The sequence below is a fragment of the Hydrogenophaga soli genome (assembly GCF_054777695.1).
In genome coordinates this window covers 90,698-111,178 of sequence record NZ_BAAHAK010000004.1, presented here as the reverse complement: position 1 = coordinate 111,178, position 20,481 = coordinate 90,698, and the positions used below count along the sequence as shown (strand labels likewise).

20 protein-coding genes are annotated in these 20,481 nt (G+C 64.9%); 13 read left to right on the top strand and 7 right to left on the bottom strand.

Going from position 1 to position 20,481, the window contains the following annotated elements; all coding sequences use genetic code 11:
• The first annotated feature begins 11 nt into the window (after positions 1–11).
• The 6 genes from ACYVB7_RS08720 (at position 12) to ACYVB7_RS08695 (ending at position 5,546) form a co-directional block, all read left to right on the top strand.
• Entirely contained in the window at positions 12–992 is a 981-nt protein-coding gene (locus ACYVB7_RS08720) for a ParB/RepB/Spo0J family partition protein (RefSeq protein WP_460506432.1), read from the top strand.
• Between the two features lie 66 nt (positions 993–1,058).
• Positions 1,059–2,558, top strand: a complete 1,500-nt coding sequence (locus ACYVB7_RS08715; protein ID WP_460506430.1) for a COG3014 family protein — start codon at positions 1,059–1,061, stop codon at positions 2,556–2,558.
• 111 nt (positions 2,559–2,669) lie between these two features.
• The gene (locus ACYVB7_RS08710; RefSeq protein WP_460506429.1) at positions 2,670–2,966 is read left to right on the top strand and encodes a YcfL family protein; all 297 of its coding nucleotides are present in this window, start codon (positions 2,670–2,672) and stop codon (positions 2,964–2,966) included.
• A gap of 30 nt (positions 2,967–2,996) precedes the next feature.
• Positions 2,997–3,602, top strand: coding sequence for a penicillin-binding protein activator LpoB (gene lpoB / locus ACYVB7_RS08705; protein WP_460506427.1), 606 nt, complete (start codon positions 2,997–2,999; stop codon positions 3,600–3,602).
• An 18-nt stretch (positions 3,603–3,620) separates the two neighbouring features.
• Positions 3,621–4,532, top strand: coding sequence for a hypothetical protein (locus ACYVB7_RS08700; protein ID WP_460506425.1), 912 nt, complete (start codon positions 3,621–3,623; stop codon positions 4,530–4,532).
• Between the two features lie 120 nt (positions 4,533–4,652).
• Complete coding sequence (locus ACYVB7_RS08695; protein WP_460506424.1) at positions 4,653–5,546, top strand: alpha/beta hydrolase; 894 nt, start codon at positions 4,653–4,655, stop codon at positions 5,544–5,546.
• Positions 5,547–5,585: 39 nt separating this feature from the next.
• Here the strand turns inward: ACYVB7_RS08695 and ACYVB7_RS08690 are convergent, their stop codons facing one another.
• Positions 5,586–7,157, bottom strand: a complete 1,572-nt coding sequence (locus ACYVB7_RS08690) for a hypothetical protein (protein ID WP_460506422.1) — start codon at positions 7,155–7,157, stop codon at positions 5,586–5,588.
• Between the two features lie 117 nt (positions 7,158–7,274).
• Here ACYVB7_RS08690 and ACYVB7_RS08685 point away from each other — a divergent pair, with 117 nt between their 5' ends.
• Entirely contained in the window at positions 7,275–8,012 is a 738-nt protein-coding gene (locus tag ACYVB7_RS08685; RefSeq protein ID WP_460506420.1) for a class I SAM-dependent methyltransferase, read from the top strand.
• 15 nt (positions 8,013–8,027) lie between these two features.
• Here the strand turns inward: ACYVB7_RS08685 and ACYVB7_RS08680 are convergent, their stop codons facing one another.
• A complete protein-coding gene (locus ACYVB7_RS08680; RefSeq protein WP_460506418.1) occupies positions 8,028–9,455 on the bottom strand; it encodes an FAD-binding oxidoreductase in 1,428 nt (475 codons plus the stop codon).
• A 105-nt stretch (positions 9,456–9,560) separates the two neighbouring features.
• Here ACYVB7_RS08680 and ACYVB7_RS08675 point away from each other — a divergent pair, with 105 nt between their 5' ends.
• Genes ACYVB7_RS08675 through ACYVB7_RS08665 form a run of 3 tightly spaced genes read left to right on the top strand, consistent with a single transcriptional unit; the run spans position 9,561 to position 12,127 of the window.
• On the top strand, positions 9,561–11,144 hold the full coding sequence (locus tag ACYVB7_RS08675; RefSeq protein WP_460506415.1) for an ATP-binding response regulator: 1,584 nt from the start codon (positions 9,561–9,563) through the stop codon (positions 11,142–11,144).
• 45 nt (positions 11,145–11,189) lie between these two features.
• Positions 11,190–11,768: an ATP:cob(I)alamin adenosyltransferase gene (locus tag ACYVB7_RS08670; RefSeq protein WP_460506413.1), complete on the top strand. Its 579-nt coding sequence runs from the start codon at positions 11,190–11,192 to the stop codon at positions 11,766–11,768.
• Complete coding sequence (locus ACYVB7_RS08665) at positions 11,765–12,127, top strand: hypothetical protein (protein ID WP_460506411.1); 363 nt, start codon at positions 11,765–11,767, stop codon at positions 12,125–12,127. Before ACYVB7_RS08670 ends, ACYVB7_RS08665 begins: the two co-directional genes overlap by 4 nt.
• Before the next feature lie 14 nt (positions 12,128–12,141).
• On the opposite strand, the gene ACYVB7_RS08660 is transcribed toward ACYVB7_RS08665, so the two are convergent.
• Positions 12,142–12,771 carry a response regulator gene (locus tag ACYVB7_RS08660; protein WP_460506409.1) on the bottom strand — a complete coding sequence of 210 codons (630 nt, stop codon included), beginning with the start codon at positions 12,769–12,771 and terminating at the stop codon, positions 12,142–12,144.
• 92 nt (positions 12,772–12,863) lie between these two features.
• Here ACYVB7_RS08660 and ACYVB7_RS08655 point away from each other — a divergent pair, with 92 nt between their 5' ends.
• Positions 12,864–13,739, top strand: a complete 876-nt coding sequence (locus ACYVB7_RS08655) for an HDOD domain-containing protein (RefSeq protein WP_460506407.1) — start codon at positions 12,864–12,866, stop codon at positions 13,737–13,739.
• A gap of 18 nt (positions 13,740–13,757) precedes the next feature.
• On the opposite strand, the gene ACYVB7_RS08650 is transcribed toward ACYVB7_RS08655, so the two are convergent.
• Together ACYVB7_RS08650 and ACYVB7_RS08645 are read right to left on the bottom strand one after the other, a co-directional pair.
• Positions 13,758–14,273, bottom strand: a complete 516-nt coding sequence (locus ACYVB7_RS08650; protein WP_460506405.1) for a flavin reductase family protein — start codon at positions 14,271–14,273, stop codon at positions 13,758–13,760.
• A 75-nt stretch (positions 14,274–14,348) separates the two neighbouring features.
• Positions 14,349–15,698 (bottom strand): D-amino acid dehydrogenase, encoded by a 1,350-nt coding sequence (locus ACYVB7_RS08645; RefSeq protein ID WP_460506402.1) that lies wholly within the window; start codon positions 15,696–15,698, stop codon positions 14,349–14,351.
• A 119-nt stretch (positions 15,699–15,817) separates the two neighbouring features.
• Here ACYVB7_RS08645 and ACYVB7_RS08640 point away from each other — a divergent pair, with 119 nt between their 5' ends.
• Together ACYVB7_RS08640 and ACYVB7_RS08635 are read left to right on the top strand one after the other, a co-directional pair.
• On the top strand, positions 15,818–16,744 hold the full coding sequence (locus ACYVB7_RS08640) for a LysR family transcriptional regulator ArgP (protein WP_460506400.1): 927 nt from the start codon (positions 15,818–15,820) through the stop codon (positions 16,742–16,744).
• 273 nt (positions 16,745–17,017) lie between these two features.
• Positions 17,018–18,637 carry an alkaline phosphatase D family protein gene (locus tag ACYVB7_RS08635; RefSeq protein ID WP_460506397.1) on the top strand — a complete coding sequence of 540 codons (1,620 nt, stop codon included), beginning with the start codon at positions 17,018–17,020 and terminating at the stop codon, positions 18,635–18,637.
• 3 nt (positions 18,638–18,640) lie between these two features.
• On the opposite strand, the gene ACYVB7_RS08630 is transcribed toward ACYVB7_RS08635, so the two are convergent.
• On the bottom strand, positions 18,641–19,912 hold the full coding sequence (locus ACYVB7_RS08630) for an HD-GYP domain-containing protein (RefSeq protein ID WP_460506394.1): 1,272 nt from the start codon (positions 19,910–19,912) through the stop codon (positions 18,641–18,643).
• A 21-nt stretch (positions 19,913–19,933) separates the two neighbouring features.
• Positions 19,934–20,356 carry a universal stress protein gene (locus tag ACYVB7_RS08625; RefSeq protein WP_460506392.1) on the bottom strand — a complete coding sequence of 141 codons (423 nt, stop codon included), beginning with the start codon at positions 20,354–20,356 and terminating at the stop codon, positions 19,934–19,936.
• Positions 20,357–20,481 lie beyond the last annotated feature (125 nt).

Sequence of the window (20,481 nt, the reverse complement as noted above, 5' to 3'; positions counted from 1 at the left end):
CCCCACACGCCATGGCAACCTCCAAACCCAAGGGCCTGGGCCGCGGCCTCGAAGCCCTGCTGGGCCCCAAGCTGTCTGACACCACAGACGGCAGCCCCGCCGCCACCGCCGACGTGCCCAGCACCCTGGCCCTGTCTGACCTGGTGCCCGGCACCTACCAGCCCCGCACCCGCATGGACGAGGGTGCGCTGTACGAGCTGGCCGAGAGCATCCGGGCGCAGGGCATCATGCAGCCCATCCTGGTGCGGCGGCTGGACGAGGCCGATGGCCTGGCCCGCCTGGGCGCCCTCAACCAGTCGCTGGGCCAGCCGGCACCGCAGCGCGGGGCGCGCCCGGTGTACGAAATCATTGCCGGGGAACGGCGTTTCCGCGCCGCCCGCCTGGCCGGGCTGGAGACGGTGCCCGTGCTGGTGCGCGACGTGCCCAACGAAGCCGCCGCCGCCATGGCGCTGATCGAGAACATCCAGCGCGAAGACCTCAACCCGCTGGAAGAGGCCCAGGGCCTGCAACGCCTGATCAAAGAGTTTGGCCTCACCCACGAGCAGGCCGCCCAGGCCGTGGGCCGTTCGCGCAGCGCGGGCAGCAACCTGCTGCGCCTGCTGAATCTGGCCGACCCGGTGCAGACCATGCTGATGGCCGGCGACATCGACATGGGCCATGCCCGTGCCCTGCTCAGCCTGGACCGGGCCACGCAGATCACCGCGGCCCAGCAGATCGCGGCCAAGAACCTGTCGGTGCGCGAGGCCGAAAGCCTGTCCAAGAAGCTGGCCGCCGAGTTCACCCTGACACCGCAAAAGCCCAAGAAGGAAAAGTCCCGCGACATCAAACGTGTGGAAGACGAGCTGGCCGACCTGCTCACCGCCAGTGTGGAGGTGCGGGTGAAAAAGCGCGTCAAGCGCCACGGGCGCGTGGAGGATGTGGGCGAGCTGGCCATCGGCTTCGGCTCGCTGGACGAGCTCAATGGCCTGATCGAGCGGCTGCGGCGGGTTTGATCTTCGTTAACATCTCTGGTTCAAGAAAATGGTTTGATGCGCAATTCAATTCAGGGAGGAAAGTTCATGCGTATGAATGTGTTGATGCGTCGTTCGGTGTTGGTGATGGCCGCGGTGATCGCGGCGGGTTGTGCCAACATGAAAAGCCACGACGAGTTGGCGGGTCAGGTTCAGACTGCACATCGCAATGGGGGGGTGGCTGCGGCGCTCCAAACGTTGGAAGCCAGTGCCACGACGGAAGAGCAGAAAACCGCGCTTCTGTACAACTTGGAGCGGGGCGAGTTGCTGCGGTTGGCCAACCGGTATGGCGACAGCACCCAGGCGTTTTTGTTGGCCGATACCAAGGTCAAGGCGTGGGAAGAAGCGGCCAAGACCAATCCGGACAAGTTGCTGGGCACGCTGGGTGCCGCCGCCATCAGCGAGCGCCTCAAGGTGTATGAAGGCCAGGACTACGAGAAGGTCTGGCTGACCACCCGGCTGGCCCTCAACCGCATTGCCGAGGGCGATTTCGATGCCGCCCGCGTGGACATCAAACGCACCCACGAGCGCGAAGCCGTCATTGCCGAATTCCGCGCCAAGGAGACCTCTGCGGCCGAGGAAGAGGCCAAAAGCAAAGGGGTGACCCAGTCGAACCAGGAAATCAATGGTTATCCGGTTGAGACCCTGAACGACCCCGAAGTTCTGGCCCTGAAGAACGGTTACCAGAATGCGCTCAGCCACTACCTCGCTGGCTTTTTGTATGAGGTGCTGAATGAGCCTGGACTGGCTGCGCCGGGCTACCGCAAGGCCATTGAACTGAAGCCCGGCGTGAAACTGCTGGAAGAAGGCCTGGGCGGGCTGGACAACCGCACCAGCTTCACCCACAAACGCCGCCAGCAGATGACCGACGTGCTGCTGATTGTCGAGGCGGGCGATGCCCCTGCCCGCAAACCCAAGGCCTTCACCTTGCCGGTGCCCACGGGCCGTGGTTTGCGCACGGTCAGCATTTCCTACCCAGTCATTGACGCCTCCAAAGACACGCCCTTGTCGGCCCTGTCGGTGGCCGACAAGGATTTCAAGCTGGAAAACGTGGTGGACGTCAACGTGATGGCCCGCCGCGCGTTGAAGGATGAAATGCCTGGCATGGTGTTGCGCGGCATCACCCGCGCGATTGTCAAAGGGGTGATGCAGGATCAGCTGGAAAAGAACGCGGGCATGTTCGGGGCCATTGTGGGCGCGGTGGCATCGGTGGCCACCGAAAAGGCCGACGATCGGATGTGGCGAACCTTGCCTGGGCGCGTGTACGTGGCTCGCGGTTATTTGCCAGAGGGCAAACATCGTGTGAAGGTGGATGGGCGCGACCTGAACATCGACGTGGAGGTGGGGGGGCAGTATTCGCTGGTGCCCATCCGGTTGTATGGCGACAGCGCTGTGGTGGGGCAAGTCGGTCGGTTTGGGCGCATCGTTGCGCAGCCGCCCAAGCCCGTTGCAGAAGCTCCGGTGGCCAAGGATGTGGTTTCCAAGCCTGCGCCCACCAAAAAGGCGCCCGTTCGAAAGCCGTCCTCTCAAAAGCCCGTTACTCCTTGAGGCACACACATGACTTCTGCACGTTTTTTCATTCCAATGGCCGTTGTCGCGGGTGTCATGGGGTTGGCCCCTGCGGCGTTTGCTCAGCATGAGCCGGGAACCTCTCCCGCCGTGGCGGCCAAAGTCATGCTGCGGGGGGATGCCCACGGCATCCGCATTCCGGAAATGCGGGCGGTGCGGCGCAACGATGTGCTCAGCGTTCAGGTGGATTTGCAGAACATGGGCAACACCGATCGGGTGATGTTTTACCGCTTCCGCTGGATTGACAACGTTGGCAACCAAGTGGGCGATGGCGAATCGTGGAAGCAACTCACCGTTCTCGGCCAAGGCATGCAAACCATCAAAAGTGTGGCCTTGACCCCTGTGGCAGTGGATTTTCGTCTTGAAATGAATGTTGAAGGGCGCTGACCCGGCGACCGTTTGATCTGAGGAGATCGTATGAAAAAAAGTATTTTGAGCATTGCGCTGCTGGCTGCTTCCTCCGTTCTCATTTCGGCGTGTCAGCCGACCATCAGCTCTCCCGTGGTTCGGTTGGACCGCCAAGTCAATTACGGTGATGCCAAATCGGTGGAGCTGGTGACCAACGAATTTGGTTCCACCGACCTTCAGATGATTGCCGAGAAAATGGTGGGCAGCTTGCTGGAAACAGGGATTTTCCAGGGGCGCCCCACGGTGACCATTTCCACGGTCAAGAACAAAACCAGCGAGTACATCGACACCACCAACGTGATGAACTCCATCCAAACGGCATTGGTGAAGTCCGGGAAAGTACGCTTCACGCGATCCATCAATGAAATGCAAGCCGGCGTGGATGAGTTGCAGCGTCAAAACCAGAGTGGGCTGTACAAGCAAAACTCGACCGCCAAGGTGGGAAAAATGACGGCGGCCAAGTACTCCTTGGAAGGCGAGTTGACCAGCATCGTCAAGCAAAGTGCCTCGACCAAGGATGTGTTCTACAAGTTCACCCTCAAGATGTTCGATGTCGAAGAGGGCACGATCGAGTGGCAGGAAGAAAAAGAAATTCGCAAAACCAGCAAGCGCTGAAGCAAAGGGGAGTCCGCAATGATTCGACGTGATTTTTCCGTGCTGGGTGCTGCCGCGTTGCTGTGCACCACTTTTCTGCCAATCGCCAATGCTCAGAACTCAGCAAGCACAGCCCGGATTGCTGTGACAGACTTGGCGTACACCGAACGGGTTTCCCAGTACTTTGAGGCTGCAACTTTCCAAGAAAAGGGGCAGATGCATGCAGGGGTGTACCACGCGTCCGCCAGTTATCAGGCCAGCGGGACGTATGTGGCGGGAACCTACAGCTACCTTGAGCAACGGGAGTTGGGCTCGTTCACCAACGACATCAAAGGGGCGTTGCTGCGGGGCACCCATTTCCATTTGGTGCAGGGCAAGGGATTCGATGCGGGTGCACCTCAGCCCACCAAGGCGGAGCAGGCCCTGAATCAGCTGCAAACCGGAAAAATGAGCAAGCCGGTCCGCCAGCCCGAAGTCAAGGACATCATTGCCCGAATCAAAAAGGGTGAATTCAATGGTGCAGACTATGTGCTGTTTGGCACCTTGTCCCACATTGAGTTCAGAGACCAGTTCTCTCCTCTGCAAGGGACCACCAGCGCCACCATGCAATATGGTCTTGATTTGCTGGCGGATTTTTCGTTGATCCACACCAAAACCTATGAAATCAAGGCCGCATTCTCGGCCCAAGGTTCTGGGAACGACACCAAGATCTACTCGAATCGGGGAGACATCCTTCCACCCAATCGGGCCAAGGTGATGCGAGAAACCTCCCAGAGCTTGGCCCAAAACGTCTACGACCAACTGGTGTCGCAGCTGGGTTTTTCCGATCCAGGCATGGCTCGCGGGGTACGGCCCGGGGTTCAGGTGGTTCCGGGCCAGCCTGTGCCGCTCAACGCCTATCCGGTCGACAGGCCGCCGCAGCCAGCCGATCAGGTCATGATCATTCGCTGAGTGCGCACAGGGGCCGTGCGGCGGAGGGGGGCGGTCGCGGCGCTCCTGGCACTGCTGGTCGGCTTGGGTGGCTGTGTGTCGTGGTCACCCATCCCACCCCGTGGTGCCCAGCCCCCTTCGGTGCAAGCCCCATGGCACTGGAACGCGTTGCCGTCAGGCGCTGCTTCGACCGCGCCTGACGCCCCCACGGTGTGGGCTTTGCAGCGGCCCGCGTTGACGGGCGATGCTCAATACCGGGTGTTGATCCTGCCCGGCTCGGGTTGCACGGCATGGCAATCCATCGCCTCGCGGTACACGGCCGGGCTGCTTCACGCCGAGGTGACGTTGCTGCACAAGCCGGGCGTGGACTTGCATGCACCGCAGGTGCAACCCCCGTGTGCGCCCGAGTGGTCCGGGCGCGAGTCCTTGGCCGCTTGGCGCAATCAGGCCCGGCAAGCTGTGGCGGCGTTGGCGCACGTGTGGGCCAAGGGCCCTGCCTTGCCCACGGTGTTGGTGGGGGTGTCAGAAGGGGCCGAGTTGTTGCCAGCCCTTCAGGCCGAACTCAAAGGCCCCCTCGCGTTGGTGCTGGTGGGGTCATCGGGGTTGGATCCGCGAGATCAAGGCGCAGCACAAATGGCGGCCCACGGTGCCGAATCCGAATGGGCCCAACTGGCCGCAGCCATTCAGTCCACGCGCGCGGATGGTGACGTCTTGCATGGGCGCCCCCTCCGATATTGGCGAGACTTCTGGCATTGGCCGCTGATGCAGCCCTTGCTGGACTCGTCTTGGCCCTTGCTGAGGGCGTGGGGAAGTGAGGATGCTTCTGTGCCCTCCAGCGCGTATCAGGCGGGGTGGGGGCGGGCTGAACATCGTCCCATTCCTTGGTGTGATTTGGTGATCCAGCGGGGCGACCATGGCTTGCAGCGACCAGACCTCGATGGCATGCAACAGGTCTGGGTGCGCCTGGAGTCTTGGGCGCGTTCCGGTGCTGATACGGCAAGCCTGTGTCCGTCCCCATTGACCCGGGTGGAATGAACGTGCTCGCCGAGCCAGAAGCCAACAGGCGTCCAGACCTCAGGGCAGCGCAGCCGGTGTGCCCAGGTAAGACGTGGACAGTCGCTTGAACTGCCCCCCATCGGTGCTGATGCTGGTTTGACTGGAGTGTCCGGGGCTGAACACCGCCCCCACGCCTCCGGCGGCCACCAGCGCGGCGGTCTGGGTCAGGAAGTACTGCACGCGGTTGTCGCGGAAGGCATTGGCCGTACCACCCGGCGTGGTGGACGGAACGCCCAGCGGCGTCTGCCACCACAACACCGGCAGTCCCAAGCCCTGGTGGTAGAACGACACCTGGGCCAGGTGAGCCGCGAAGGTGTTGCCGTTGGGGTTGGTGTCGTCCCAGTACACGGGAAGGCCCACAGGCCGATCGCAGCCGGCACCCGCGCCGGTGTAGGCCACTTCAAAACAGCCGGCGTCCCGGTCCGAGGTTTGCATCACCACAAAGTCGGCGGTGGCCGCACCCACGGCCTTGAGGTGGTTGAGGTCGTTGCCTGCAATGGACGGCCACATGGACGGTGGAAATCCCACATAGGCATTGGGCGCCAGCGTGCGGGCCATTTGCACCAGGCAGTTGCCCACCCCGGCCACGGTGTTGGGTTGGTTGCTGCAATCGCTGTTGACCCCGGCCACATGGGCAAATGGCTGTGTCGGGTCTTTGGCTTGCTGGTAGGCGTAACCCCAGAAGTCGGGCTCCAGGTTCACCAGCACGGGTTTGCCGTAGGCCTTGATCTGCTGGTACATCACCCGCACGTTGTCCCAATAGCGGGTCATGAAGGTGCTGTTGCTCAGGCCCTGGATGTTGCCGTCGCCGTTGGTGGCCATCTGGTACAGCGTGAACATGGGCACGGCACCCACGGTGTCAGCGTTGGCGGCCACCACCTGCACGTAGGCCCCATCGGGGCTGTTCCACGAGCGCCAATCTCCCCCCGTGCTGGCGCCCACCAGGTACTGGTCCCAGATGTCGGGCTGCAGGCCCTGGGCCTGCACGTTGCTCACCGAGGTGGACCCCAGCCCCACCAGGAAGCGGCGGGGTTTGCGCAGGATGGCGCTCAGCAGCCCGGGGCGCTGGGCCAGGGCTGCCGTGCTGACGCCGGCATGGCACGTGGTGGGGAAGACGGCACAGGCGTACTGGCCCACGGTCCCCAGCGCCAGGCTTTGCGGCACGGCGGCACTGATCTGGCTGACGGCGAGCACCGAGCCGTCGGTGCTCACGGCAAGCGCCATGTCCGTTCCGCTGTAGCTGCGGTAGGTGTAGGACCCCCAGGTCTGCTGCGTGGAGGCGGAGGCCGCAGGAAACACCAACGGGTAGGCGGTTTGCGCCCAATCCAGGAATTCCGTGGTGGAAGGGGTGCGGGTCGCTCCGGCGCTTTGGGCACGTTCCAGCACCCCACTGGCGGCGTGGGTGCCCGTGGCGGGCACGGCCCGGCTGAAGAACGAACGGGTGGTCGGGTCCGTGGGGGTGACCGGGGTCGGGGGCGTGGTGGTGGTGTCGGTGGTGCCTCCGCCACCACCGCACGCGGCCAGGCTGGCACAGACGGCGACAGAGGTCAGCCAGAAGCCGACGCGAGGGGACAGGGAGAAGGTGGGCATGGAAAGGGTGTGTGGCGTGCCAAGAGGGTGAAGGGTCCGTCATGAACCCCAGGGGTTCAAGTCGACAATGGCGATTGGATCACTTTACGCAACCGACCTGCAATGTCACGCACTTCGATGTCATGGCCTTGGCCGCTGCCTGCCTTGTTGGTGTGGGGCGTCGCCTGGCTGCTGTTCGTGGCCTTGCGCATGGCGGGCCTGGCCTTGGTGGTGGCCTGGGTGGTGTCGGCCAGCGTGGGCGTGCTGGGCGCAGTGTGGGTGGCGGGGGTGGTGAGGCGGGTGATGGTGGCGCTGGGCTTTCCCGTGTCGTGGTGGTTGCTGGCTGGCGGCGCGGGAACCCAGGCCTTGCAGGGCTTTCCCGCCTGGTCCTGGCTGGTGCTGCTGGCCTTGCTGATGTTGCTCTACCCACCGGGAACCTGGCGCGATGCACCGCTGTTTCCCACCCCGCCGCAAGCCTTCGATGGCTTGGCCGAACGGGTGCCGTTGCCCTTGGCGGGGCATGTGCTGGACGCCGGGTGCGGCACGGGCGATGGGCTGTTGGCCTTGGAGCGGGCCTATCCAGAGGTTCACCTGCACGGCGTGGAGCGCAGCTGGCCTCTGCGCTGGGCCTGCGCGTGGCGTGTGCGCCAGGCGCATGTGTCGCAGGGGGACATCTGGGCCGTGGATTGGTCGCCTTACGACCTGGTGTACCTGTTCCAGCGGCCCGAAAGCATGCCCCGGGCCTGGGCCAAGGCCTCCAACCAGATGCGTCCCGGCACCTGGTTGGCCAGCCTGGAATTTGCCGTGCCCGATGTGGCTCCGACCGACACCTGGGTGTGCCCCGATGGGCGGCCCCTGTGGCTGTATCGGCTGTAGCGGTGGGGCTGCGGCTCAGAGGCTGAAGATCTTGCCGGGGTTGAGGATGTTGTCGGGGTCCAGCGCTTGTTTGATGGCCCGCATCATGTCGATGGCCCCGGTGCCGGCCTCGTCCCGCAAGAAGCCCATCTTGTGAAGACCCACCCCGTGTTCGCCGGTGCAGGTGCCGCCCAGTGACAGCGCACGTGCCACCAACTGGTGGTTGAGGCCCTCGGCCACCGCACGCTCATTGGAGTTGTCGGGGTCGATCAGGTAGCCAAAGTGGAAGTTGCCGTCGCCCACATGCCCCACCAGGAAGTAGGGCAGGCCGGAGGCATTGGCTTCGGTCACGGAGTCCAGCAGGCAATCGGCCAGTCGGCTGATGGGCACGCAGGTGTCGGTGGAGATGGCCCGGCAACCCGGCCTGCTTTGCACCGCGGCAAAGTAGGCGTTGTGCCGAGCCGTCCACAGGCGGGTGCGTTCTTCGGGGGTGGTGGCCCATTGGAAGGATTGGCCGCTGTGGTCGTCGGCGATGTCCTGAACCATCTCGGCCTGCTCCTTCACACTGGTTGGGGAGCCGTGGAATTCCATCAGCAGCATGATGGCTTCGGGCAGGTTCAATTTGGCGTGGGCGTTGACCATGCGCACCGTGCCCGCGTCGATCAGCTCGCACCGGGCAATGGGGATGCCCAGCTGGATGATCTGGATGGTGGTGCGCACCGCCGCTTCAATGCTGGGGAACACGCAGGTGGCGGCGGAGATCGCTTCGGGCAGGGGGTACAGCTTCAGGGTGACCTCGGTGATGAGGCCCAGCGTGCCCTCGCTGCCCACCATCAGGCGGGTCAGGTCGTAACCGGCACTGCTTTTTTTGGCGCGGGTGCCGGTGCGAAGGGTGTCGCCACGGGCGGTCACCACCTCCAGGGCCAGCACGTTTTCGCGCATGGTGCCGTAACGCACGGCGTTGGTGCCGCTGGCTCGGGTGGCGGCCATGCCGCCGATGGATGCATCGGCCCCCGGGTCGATGGGGAAGAACAGGCCCTGGTCCCGGATGGCTTCGTTGACGGCTTTGCGGGTGATGCCGGGTTGCACCGTCATGGTCAGGTCTTCTGCGTTGACCGACAGCACCCGGTTCATGCGACTCACGTCAATGCTGATGCCGCCTTGCACCGCCAGCAGGTGGCCTTCCACCGATGAGCCCATGCCAAACGGAATGACGGGCACCTTGTGGCTTGCGGCCAGTCGGACGGCATCGGCCACGTCTTGGGTGCACTCGGCAAACACCACGGCCGCAGGCGGGGGCACGTGGGTGAAGGCCGATTCGTCCCGCCCATGCTGTTCGCGCACCACCAGGGCCGTGGAGCATTGGGTGCCAAAACGGTTGTTCAGCGCGGAAATCAACTCCGCTGGAACCTCCCGAGTTTGGGGGCTGGGCAGCAGGTGTGCGGGGGGGGTTGCGGCATTCATGGGGGCTCCGTGTGCGGCAAGAGGCGGGTGATTCAGGATAATGATTTCATTATCCCGCCGGAGTGCTTTCACGCCATGCCTGGACCTTTTGACCGTCTGACCATCTTGGTTGTTGATGACCAGGAGTTGATGCGGTCGGTCACCGTCAACCAGCTCAAGGCCATGGGGTGGACGAAGATCATCACGGCCAAGAACGGCGCGGTGGGGTTGAGCCAGGCCCGTGCCCACAAGGTGGATGTGATCCTGTCGGACTGGAACATGCCGGTGATGAACGGCTTGGCTTTTCTGCAAGCCGTTCGCAGCGACCCCAAGCTGGGTGGGCTGCCGTTTCTCATGATCACGGCGGAAACCGAGCGCAAGCGCATTCAAGACGTGATTGCGGCGGGCGTGCATGGTTTGCTGGTCAAACCCTACAACGCCGCCAACCTGCGGGACCGGCTGGAACGTTTGCTTCAGCGGGACCCGAGCCCGCCCATCCGTTCGGCGTCCCTCACCGTGTCATCCACTGTGGATCCCGAAGATCGCGATGCGTCAGACGCGATTGATCTGCCTGCGCTGCGCATCCTGGTGGCGGACGACAACCCGACCAGCCGCAGCGTGCTGCAAAAAATGTTTGCAGACGAGTACGACGTTCGTGCGGCCTCTGGGGGACGGCAAGCCCTGGAACTGTGTGCCCAAACGCCCCAGCCGGATCTGGTGCTGATGGACGTGCAGATGCCGGACTTGGACGGCTTCGAGGTGGTGGCTCGCATGCGCAACGCCCCCGCCACGGCCAACGTGCCGGTGATGTTCGTCACGGCCGATGCCAGCGACGATGCCCGCGCCCGCGGGCTGGAGCTGGGGGCGGTCGACTTTGTGGGCAAGGCCTCGCCACCGCGCCTGTTGCGGCAGCGGGTGCGCAACTTCCTGCGTGTGATCGACATGCGCAGGCAGTTGCAGTCCGAGTACGACGCCATGCTGGAAAACGCCCGTTTGCGCCAGGAGGTGGAAAACCTCACCCGCCATGACCTCAAAGGTTCGCTGTCGGGCTTGATGGGCATGGCCAACAGCCTGGTGGCGGAGGATGACATGCCGCGTCGCCATGTGGGCACCCTCAAACTCATGGCCGACACCGCACAACAGGCCCTGACCACGGTCAGCCTGGGCGGGGATTTGTACAAGATGGAGACGGGCCGATACCGCCTGGATGCCCAACCCGTGCCCTTGGGGGACGTGCTGCACAAGCTCGCCGCCTTGGCGCGGGCGGCGTTTGCCGACAAAAACCTCACCGTGTCGGTCGATGTCGACATGCCGGTGGGGCAGGAGCTGCCCCAGGCCCTGGGGGATGAGGCGCTGTGCCATTCGCTGTTTCAGAACCTGCTGAAAAACGCGTGTGAGGCGGCACCGCCCGGTTCTGCGGTCACGGTGGTGCTCAAGGACGAGAACCCGTTGCGGGTCGTGCTGCAGAACCCTGGGGCGGTTCCGCCGGAAGTGCGCAGCACGTTCTTCAACAAGTTCGTCACCTCGGGCAAAGTGGGCGGGAGCGGACTGGGGACATACTCCGCCCGTTTGCTGACCACCGCCATGCATGGCACCATCCGCATGGACACCAACGACACCGATCCGAGCACCACACTCACTGTGTGTCTGCCCCGGTACATGGAGCGGCCCTCCGAGCGGGCGGGTGCCGATGTGGTGTTGCCCGACTGACCTGGTTCGGGGCCCCTCCTTCTTGAACGGATTCACGCCACAGCCATGGGCAACCGACTCACACAAATCGCCACGCGCACCGGGGACAACGGCACCACCGGGCTGGGCAACAACCAGCGCGTCAGCAAACACAGCCTGCGCGTACACGCCATGGGCGATGTGGACGAGTTGAACTCACACATCGGTCTGCTGCTGTGTGAAGACATGCCGACCAGCGTGCGGGACGTTCTGGTGGACATCCAGCACCAGCTTTTCAACCTGGGCGGTGAACTCAGCATTCCCGGGTTCGAGTTGCTCAAGGCTGACGCGGTGCTGGCCTTGGACGAGGCGTTGGCCGCGTTCAACGAATCCTTGCCGCGTTTGCAGGAGTTCATCCTGCCCGCCGGAACCCGTGCCGCCGCACAGGCCCATGTCTGCCGGACGGTGGCACGCCGGGCAGAACGTGCGGTGGTGGCCCTGGGCAATGAAGAGGCATTGCGGGACGAACCCCGCCAGTACCTCAACCGCCTGTCCGACCTGATGTTTGTGCTGGCCCGCACCTTGAACCGGTACCGCCCCGACGGTTCGGCGGGGGACGACGTGTACTGGAAGAGCGAACGTTTGGCTCAGGGGGCCACCGAGTGACAGGCCCCCTGGCGGTCTGGCGGTGGGGGCTTGCCCTGTGTCTGATTTGGGTTGGGGGCAGCGTCTGGGCCGCCACGAAAAAGGCCCCAGCCACCACCGTCACCCAGTTGCATTGCGAGTTGGTGTACCTGCCGCAGCGCCAGACCTGGGATCGGGTGGTGACGCTGCACCATTCGCGTCGTCGTTTGCAGGCGGTGGCGGTGGATGGGGTGTCGGTGCACAGCTTCCGTCTGGCCGGGCACACCGTCCTCACGGCATTGGACAACGAGCGCATCCAGATTGATCTGGACGTTGGCCACTGGCGGAGCGATTGGCGTGGCATCGTCGAAGGCCAGGGCACCTGCACGGCCGAGCCCTGATGGGGGCAGCGCGTTTACCCGTTCATGCCGGGCACCAGGCCCAGCGCGGCAGCCTTGTACACGGCCTCGGTGCGGTTGGTCACCCCCAGGGTTCGGAACGCGGCCGACAGGTGGGTTTTCACACTGCTGTCGGCCAGGCCCAGGTCACGGGCAATGGCTTTGTTGGATTTCCCTTCCGCCAGGGCCAGCAGGCAGTCCACCTGGCGCGGAGACAGTGCCGCCACCACGGTGGCGCTGGAGGTGTCGGAGGGGCGTGATCGCACGGCCGTGGCCGACGATGGGAAGGACCCTCCCCTCAGCACCGTGCGCAGTGCCTGGATCAGCGCAGGGGTGTCGGCACTTTTGGGAACGTAACCGGCCGCACCTTGGTCCATCAGTTCTCGGGCCAGCGACTCGTCATCCATGCTCGACAGCATGACCACGGTCGCTTGTGCGTGTGCAGCCCGGACCCGTTGCAGGCCCGAGGCGCCGTCGCTGTCGGGCAGGCGGTAGTCCAGCAAAATCACATCGAACGGGCCGGGCAGCGACAGGGCCTCGGCCACGCTGGTGGCGGTCTGGCACACCAGTGCGGGATCCAGGTCTTGCAGCAAAAACTGGAGCCCCTGCAGAAACAACAAGTGGTCGTCGACCAGCAAAGCACGCATGGGCGCCATTGTCGGGGAACTGCGCGGGCGGTACCTGACATGGATCAGATTTGTCACCGTCCAATGCCCCCCTGGGCGCTTATGATGGAACAATGACCACCGATCGCATCAGCCAGGAACTGGATCACGCCCGTCAGCACGGCCCCGTGCGTGACATCATCATTCCCCCCTGCCCCGAGTTGCTGGTGCGTTTGCAAAATGCCACGGCCACCGCCGAACCGGACATTGTCGAAATCGACCGCATTGCCAGCGCCGATGTGGCCATGGCGGCGGCCCTGATTCGCCAGGCCAACAGCCCGTTGTACGGCCTGGCACACCCCGTGAACACCGTGGGGCAGGCCTTGACCGTGGTGGGACTGAATCCCTCCGTGCGTTTGTTGTCGGGCTTCTTGACCCGCAGCGCCATCCGGCCGTCCTCGGCGGTGCTGGCGCATTTCTGGGAAAGCTCCACGCGCCGGGCCATCACCTGTGAGCACATTGGCACCCAGCTGTACTCCATGGACGCCGGACTGGCCTACAGCTTCGGCTTGTTTTGCCATGTGGGCATCCCGGTGATGATGCAAGGGGTCAAGGGCTACGGTTCCACCATGGTGGAAGCGCTTGCCCGCAAGGACCGGACGTTTGTCCAGACCGAAAACGCCAACCACCGAACCGACCACGCGGTGGTGGGTGCCATCGTGGCGCGCACCTGGCGCTTGTCCGCAGAGGTGGCGTTTGCCATTCGCCTGCACCACGACTTCACCTGCCTGACGGATTCCGCCTTGCCCGAGGCGGTGCGTGGTTTGGTGGCCATGGGTTTGGTGGCCGAGTACCTGGTGGCCCGGCACGAACAACTGCCTGAATCGCGCGAATGGACGCGGCATGGCGCCGACTGCCTGAGCCACCTGCAGGTGGATGCGGCCGAGTTGGAGCTGTGGGAAGACCAGCTTCACCCCGCGTTGGCGGCCGTGGAACTTGACCTGAACTGATCTCCCCGGGTTGTGTCCTCAGGCCATGGCCCGTTCGGGGCTGGGGCTGGGCACGGACAACGTTCCGCGGTGGTACATCAGCGGCTCACCACGGGGCGAGTGAGAGCAGCGCAGCACCTCGCCCACAAAAATGGTGTGATCACCCTCGACATGGCGACTGCGGTTGAGGCACTCAAACCTGGCCAGGCAGCCCGGCAACAACGGCACGCCGCCCAGACCGGGGTGCGTGGGCACGTTGGCGAAGCGGTCCACCCCACGGGTGGCAAATTGTTGTGCCCAGGCACTTTGCGCCGCCGACAGCACATGGATGGCGTAGTGCCCGCAGTGCGTGAACGCGTCCAGGGTGGACGCCGTGTGCGCCAGGCTCCACAACACCAAAGGCGGGGACAGCGACACCGAATTGAAGCTGCTGACCGTCAGGCCCACCGGCTGACCGAGGGGGTCGCGGGTGGTGACGATGGTGACGCCGGTGGCAAACTGCCCCAGCGCGGCACGCAGGTCCTGTTCGGTGAAGGCTGCGGGGGTGGTGGACATGGTGGTCGATCAATGGAAGGCTGACCTTGCATTGTCGGTGAATCCCCCGGGCCAGGTTTCGCCGGGGGTTGCGGCTCAGCTGCGCTGGGCCGGTTGCAGCACGGGGTGTCCTGCCGTCACGGCGGCCGACGGAGCCGACTCGCCCGCAAAACGGAAGGCCATGGCGGGGCGCTCGCCGCTGATCAGTTCGGCCAGGGCCTTGCCTGACCCGGCGCCGTGGGTCCAGCCCAGGGTGCCGTGGCCCGCGTTGATCCACAGACCGGCCACCGGGGTGCGGCCAATCAGCGGGATGTTGGTCGGTGTGGCCGGCCGCAGGCCGCACCAGAACTGTGGGTCACCGCCCTGTTCCGGCGTGCGGGTGTCGGCCACCCCGGGAAACACTTGTTCGATGCGGCGCACCAGCATCTCGGCACGGGTGCGGGCCAGCGGGGTGTCCAGGCGCAGGTCAAAGCCGCCCAGTTCGATGGTGCCGGCCACGCGCAGCTGGTTGCCCAGGCGGGAAATGGCGATCTTGAGCTGGTCGTCCAGCAGGCTGACGCTGGGGGCCTGTTCGGGCTTGAGCAGGGGCAGCGTGGCGCTGTAGCCTTTGCCGGGGTAGATGGGCACGCGCACACCGGCCTGGGCCATCAGCGCAGTGGTGTAGGAGCCGCAGGCCACCACGAAGGCGTCGGCGGTCAGGCGCTTGACGTCGCCGGACTGGCGGTCCTTCACGGTCACGCCGTCCACCTTGCCGTGGGCGGTCTGGATGCGCTCGATGTCGTGCTCCATCAGCGTTTGCATGCCCTTGGCTTCGCACAGGCGCAGCAGTTGCTGGGTGAACACGCGGCAGTCGCCGTGTTCGTCGGTTTCGGTGTAGGTGCCGCCCACGATGCGGTCGCCAAATGTTTGCAGGGCCGGTTCGATGCGCAGCAACTCATCGCGATCCACCACGCGGCGGCGCACGCCGTGGCGCTGCATCACTTCCGCCGCACCGCCTGCATCGGCAAACGACTTTTCGCTGGTGTAGTAATGGGCAATGCCGCGCGTCAGGCGGTTGTATTCGATGCCGGTGCTGGCCACCATCTCTTTCAGGGCCGCGTGGCTGTATTGCCCTAAGGCCACCAGCTGGGCCACGTTGCGTTCAAAGGCCTTGTCGTTGCATTGGCCCAGAAACTGCATGCCCCAGATCCACTGGGCGGGGTCCAGTTGGGGGCGGAATTTCAGCGGGCCTTCGGGGTCGAACAGCCACTTCAGCGCCTTCAGGGGCGCTTCGCGGTTGGCCCAGGGTTCGCAGTAGCTCACCGAAATCTGGGCGGCGTTGCCGAAGCTGGTTTCCAGCGCGGCATCGGCCTGACGGTCCACCAGCGTGACTTCATGGCCGCGTTGCAGCAGGTGCCATGCGGTGCTCACGCCGATGATGCCGGCGCCCAGGACGGTGACTTTCATGTGTGCCCTTTTGAGGAGGAATGTTCGAAAGGGGCGCAGTATGGGTGAGCAGGCTCAGAAAATGAAGATGGATTAAAGTAACGACGGAAACATCAGAAGAGCTAATTCACGGAGACGCCATGAGCACGTTCGACCCCGCCGCGCTGGAATGCTTGGCCGCCATCCTGGAAGAGGGGGGCTTCGAGCGGGCCGCCCAGCGCCTGTCCATCACGCAATCGGCGGTGTCGCAGCGGTTGCGGGCGCTGGAGGCGCAGGTGGGCACGGTGCTGGTGGTGCGCAGCCGCCCGCTCAAGGCCACGGCGGCAGGACAGTTGCTGCTCAAGCACACCAAGATGCTGCGCCTGCTGCGGGCCGACCTGGAGGGTGACTTGCGCGAGCTGGCCCCCAGCTCGGTGCGGGGCACGCGCGAGGAGGAGCGGGTGTCGGTGGCCATCAACGCCGACAGCATCGCCACCTGGGCCCTGGCGGCGCTGAACCCGTTGGCCGTGGACGGCTTGCCCATCGAGATCATCACCGACGACCAGGACTTCACCCACGAGTGGCTGCGTGAGGGACAGGTGCTGGGCTGTGTCACCTCGTTGAACCAGGTGTTGCGCGGCTGCCGCATGGAGGCTCTGGGGGGCATGGACTATGTGGCCGTGGCCAGCGCCGCCTATGCGGCCCAGCACTTGCCCGATGGCCTGACGGCGCACCGCTTTTCCACGGTGCCGTTTGTGGCCTTCAACCGCAAGGACGACATGCCACGCGACTTTGTGGCCAAGGCCTTTGGTCTGAAGCGTGTGGTGTTGCGACACACCTTTGTGCCGTCTTCCGAGGCGCAGGTGCGCGCCGTGATGGCGGGTTGGGGCGTGTCGGTGTTGCCGCGCATGCTGGTGCAACCCGGTCTGGACGGTGGTGAACTGGTCAACGTGGTGCCCCACCACCACCAGGAAGTGCCGCTGTACTGGCACTGCTGGAACCTGAGTTCCGATGTGCTCGACGCCCTCACCGCCGCCTTGCGGCAAGCCGCAGCCACCCGTTTGCGCCCCGCGGCAAACCCCGACTGACCCCGTGGCGCTGTGCAGCGCCATGGCGGGTGGACGCGTGCGGCCTCGGGCTGTTGTTGGGCCCGATGTCGGTCATTGCGCAGCCGGTTCGGTTGGGGTTGGTCGGACCCCTCACCGGGCCTGCACGACGTGGCGGCGGCATTGGCCCAACCTTCATTGCCGAGCCCTGCAACGAGCGCCGAGCCGTTTTTTTGGCAGGGTACACCCGGCGCAACCTCTTTGTGCCGCGCAAACGCGGAGGACCTGCCGGGGCGTTGATGTCCAATGGCGGCCATGCAGCGACGTCAATTCCTCCGCACCCTCGGTTCATCCGCATCGTTCACCGCCCTGGCCCAGGGCATGGCCCTGGCCGCCTGGCAGCGCCCCGTGCAGGCCGCCTTGGCCCACCCCCGTTGGCGGGCCGATCCCTTTGCGCTGGGCGTGGCCAGCGGCGAGCCCGAGCCCGACAGCGTGCTGCTGTGGACCCGCCTGTACCCGGGCATGCCGGTGCCCGGCCAGTCCGCGACCGATGCCGAGCAGACCGCAAACTTTGAAGAAAAATCAGGCTATAGCGCTTTCAATGCAAGCGTGGTCAGCTATGAAATTTACAGTGATGAGGCGTTGAGGCAACGCGTTCAGCAGGGTGAAGTGCGCACCGACCGGGAGCGGGGTTGGAGCGTGCACGCCCGTGTGTCGGGTCTGCAACCCGGCCGACCCTACTGGTACCGCTTTCGCAGTGGCGATGCCGTCAGCCCCGTGGGCCGCACCCGCACCAGCCCCGCACCGGATGCCGACATTCGCCAGCTGCGGCTGGCGCTGGCCTCGTGCCAGCACTACGAGCAAGGCCACTATGCGGCCCACGCCGACATGGCCCGCCGCGACCTGGACCTGGTGCTGTTTGTGGGCGACTACATCTATGAAGGCTCCAACCCCAAGTACCTGATTCGCCCCCACACCGGCAAGGTGCCCAGGACCTTGCCTGAATACCGCGAGCGCCACGCCTTGTACAAACTGGATGCCGACCTGCGCGCCTGCCACGCCGCCCACCCCTGGGTGTGCACCTGGGACGACCACGAGGTGGTCAACGACTACGCCAACGACCAGGACCCCGCCTACACCGACCCGCAGCAGTTCTTGTTGCGCCGTGCGGCGGCCTACCAGGCGTATTTCGAACACATGCCCGTGTGGCCCGGCGGGCCGGGTGGAGCGCACCCGCGCATCCACCGCCACCGCACCTGGGGCCGTCTAGCCGACTTGTGGACCCTGGACTGCCGTCAGTACCGCACCCCGCAGCCCTGCCGCGACCCGCTCAAAGGCGGCGGTCGTGTGGTCGTCAATTGCGAAACCGCAGCCGATGCACACCAAAGCATGCTGGGGGCGGCGCAGGAAGCCTGGATTCGCGATGGCCTGGCGCAGTCCCGACGCACCTGGCGCCTGCTGGCGCAAAGCACGCAGATCAGCTCCACCGGCATCGACACCCCGGTGGGCCGCAGCATCTACACCGACGGCTGGGACGGTTACGCCGCTGCCCGGGCCCGCCTGCTGAGCGCGGTGGCCGAAACGGGGCCGCGCAACGTGCTCACCCTGGGAGGCGATGTGCACCAGCACGTGGCCGCCAACCTGCGGGTGCGCCCCAACGACGACAGCTCACCCGTGGTGGCTGCGGAGTTCGTCACCACCTCCATCACGTCAAGGGGCATGAGCCCGGGGGCGCTGGAGCGCATTCGCGCCAGCAACCCCGACATTGCCCACGCCCGCAGCGACGAACGCGGTTACGTGCGGGTGGACGTGACGCCCAACGCCATCACCGGTGCCTTTTTGTCCACGCCGTTTCCGGCGCAGCCAGGGGCCACGTTGGGGGTTCAGGCCACCTACCGGGTGCGCCATGGCCAGGCGGGGGTGGAGGCCGTGTGAGGCTTATTTCTTGGCTTGTGCGATGCCCGACCACAGCTCATCCAGGTCGGGGAACTTCCACTTGTCGGGGTCTTCCCGGCCCAGGATCTTGACCTTGCAGGTGGGGGCGGCGAGGTTGATGACCTCGGGCACGATGCGCTGGGCCGAACGCGTCGAGAAAAACGCTTTCACCGTGGGCTTGAGCAGCGACTCGGTGGACTGGTCGGTGACCACGGCCAGCCGGTTGTTGTCCAGCAGCACCAGCGAGCCCGTGGGGTAGATGCCCAGGCTGCTGACAAAGGCCTGGAAAATGCGAGCGTCGAAATGGCCATTGGCCCACGAGGCCATTTGTTTGAGCGACTGGGCCGGGTCCCAACCCGCTTTGTAGGGGCGGTTGGAGGTGATGGCGTCGTACACGTCACACACCGCGCCCATCTTGGCCAGCCGACTGATCTGGGCATCGCTCAGGCCCTTGGGGTAGCCGGTGCCGTTGGTTTTTTCGTGGTGGTTCAGGCACACGTCGATGGCCGCCGCATCCGTCACACCGCCTTCGCGCAACAGGCGCACACCTTCTTCGGGGTGGCGCTTGATGAGGGCAAATTCCTCATCCGTCAGCTTGCCGGGTTTGTTCAGCACCTCGGGGGGCACCGCCATCTTGCCGATGTCATGCATCAGCCCGCCCATGCCCGCGGCCTTGGTCTCTTCGTCGCTCAAGCCCAGTTGGCGGGCCAGGGCCACCATCAGGGCGCACACGGCCACCGAGTGCATGTAGGTGTAGTCGTCGGCGGTCTTGAGTCGGGCCAGGCTGATCAGCGCCCCGCCGTTTCGCGTGACCGAGTCGGTGATGTCCTCCACCACGGCCTTGGCCACCGCAGAGTCCACGGCACGGCCCATGCGCGCTTCCTGGAACATGGAAGACACCGCTCCGGTGGCCTGCTTGCAGATGGCGGCGGCCCGGGCAAATTCCTGGTCGGATGACACCTTGGTCACGGTCACATGGGCGGGACGGTCGTACTTGACCGCCTGCTCCATGGCTTCCGCGGTGATGGCCTCATCCTGCGGTTGCGGCTCGGGGGCGGGCGGGGTGGACTCCGGGGCGCCGGGCACGGCCACGTCCAGGCCCCGGTCGGTGTCGATCATCACCTCGCGCACCTTGCTGCTGCGGATCTTGTCCAGGTCCTTGGGGTCGGTGACCACAAACTGCCCGCGCCAGAAAGGGTGGTCCATCCAGGAGCCACAGAACTCCTTGACGTGCATGCCCAAACGGACGTCTTCGACCTGGATTTTCTTCAGCATGGGTGCGGAACGGAGCGGGGTTCAGCGAACCATCAGCACGGGCACGGAGCAGTGGGCCAGCACCTGCGTGGCCACCGATCCCATCACCAGGTTGCCCAGGGCGCTGTGCCCGTGGGAACCCATCATCACCAGGTCGTAGTCGCCCTCTCTGGCCACCTTGGCGATCAGCTCGCCCGCATGGCCCACCTTGTATTCGATCTTGGGCTCAATGCCATGACGGGCCAGGAACTTTTGAACCGGTGCGCTGACCTTGGTGGCCTCTTCTGCGTAGTACTCCTTGACCAGATCGGCACCCACTGCGGCACGTGCACGGGGGGGCAAGGCGGCAATCGCGGTGAAGGCCGTGAATTGGCTGCCAGTCCCAAACAGTTCAGGGTGCGTGGTCAGGTAGGCCAGCATCTTTTTGGTGAATTTGCTGCCGTCGACAGCAAGCAGAACTTTCATGGGGCGTCTCCGCAAAGAGGGTATGGGTCAAGTGTAAGCCGATGGCCGCATCCACAAAAAAAGCCACCGCGTGGGTGGCTTTCCTTGAAAAGCCGTCCGGCCCGGTGGGTGACCGGTCAGACGGC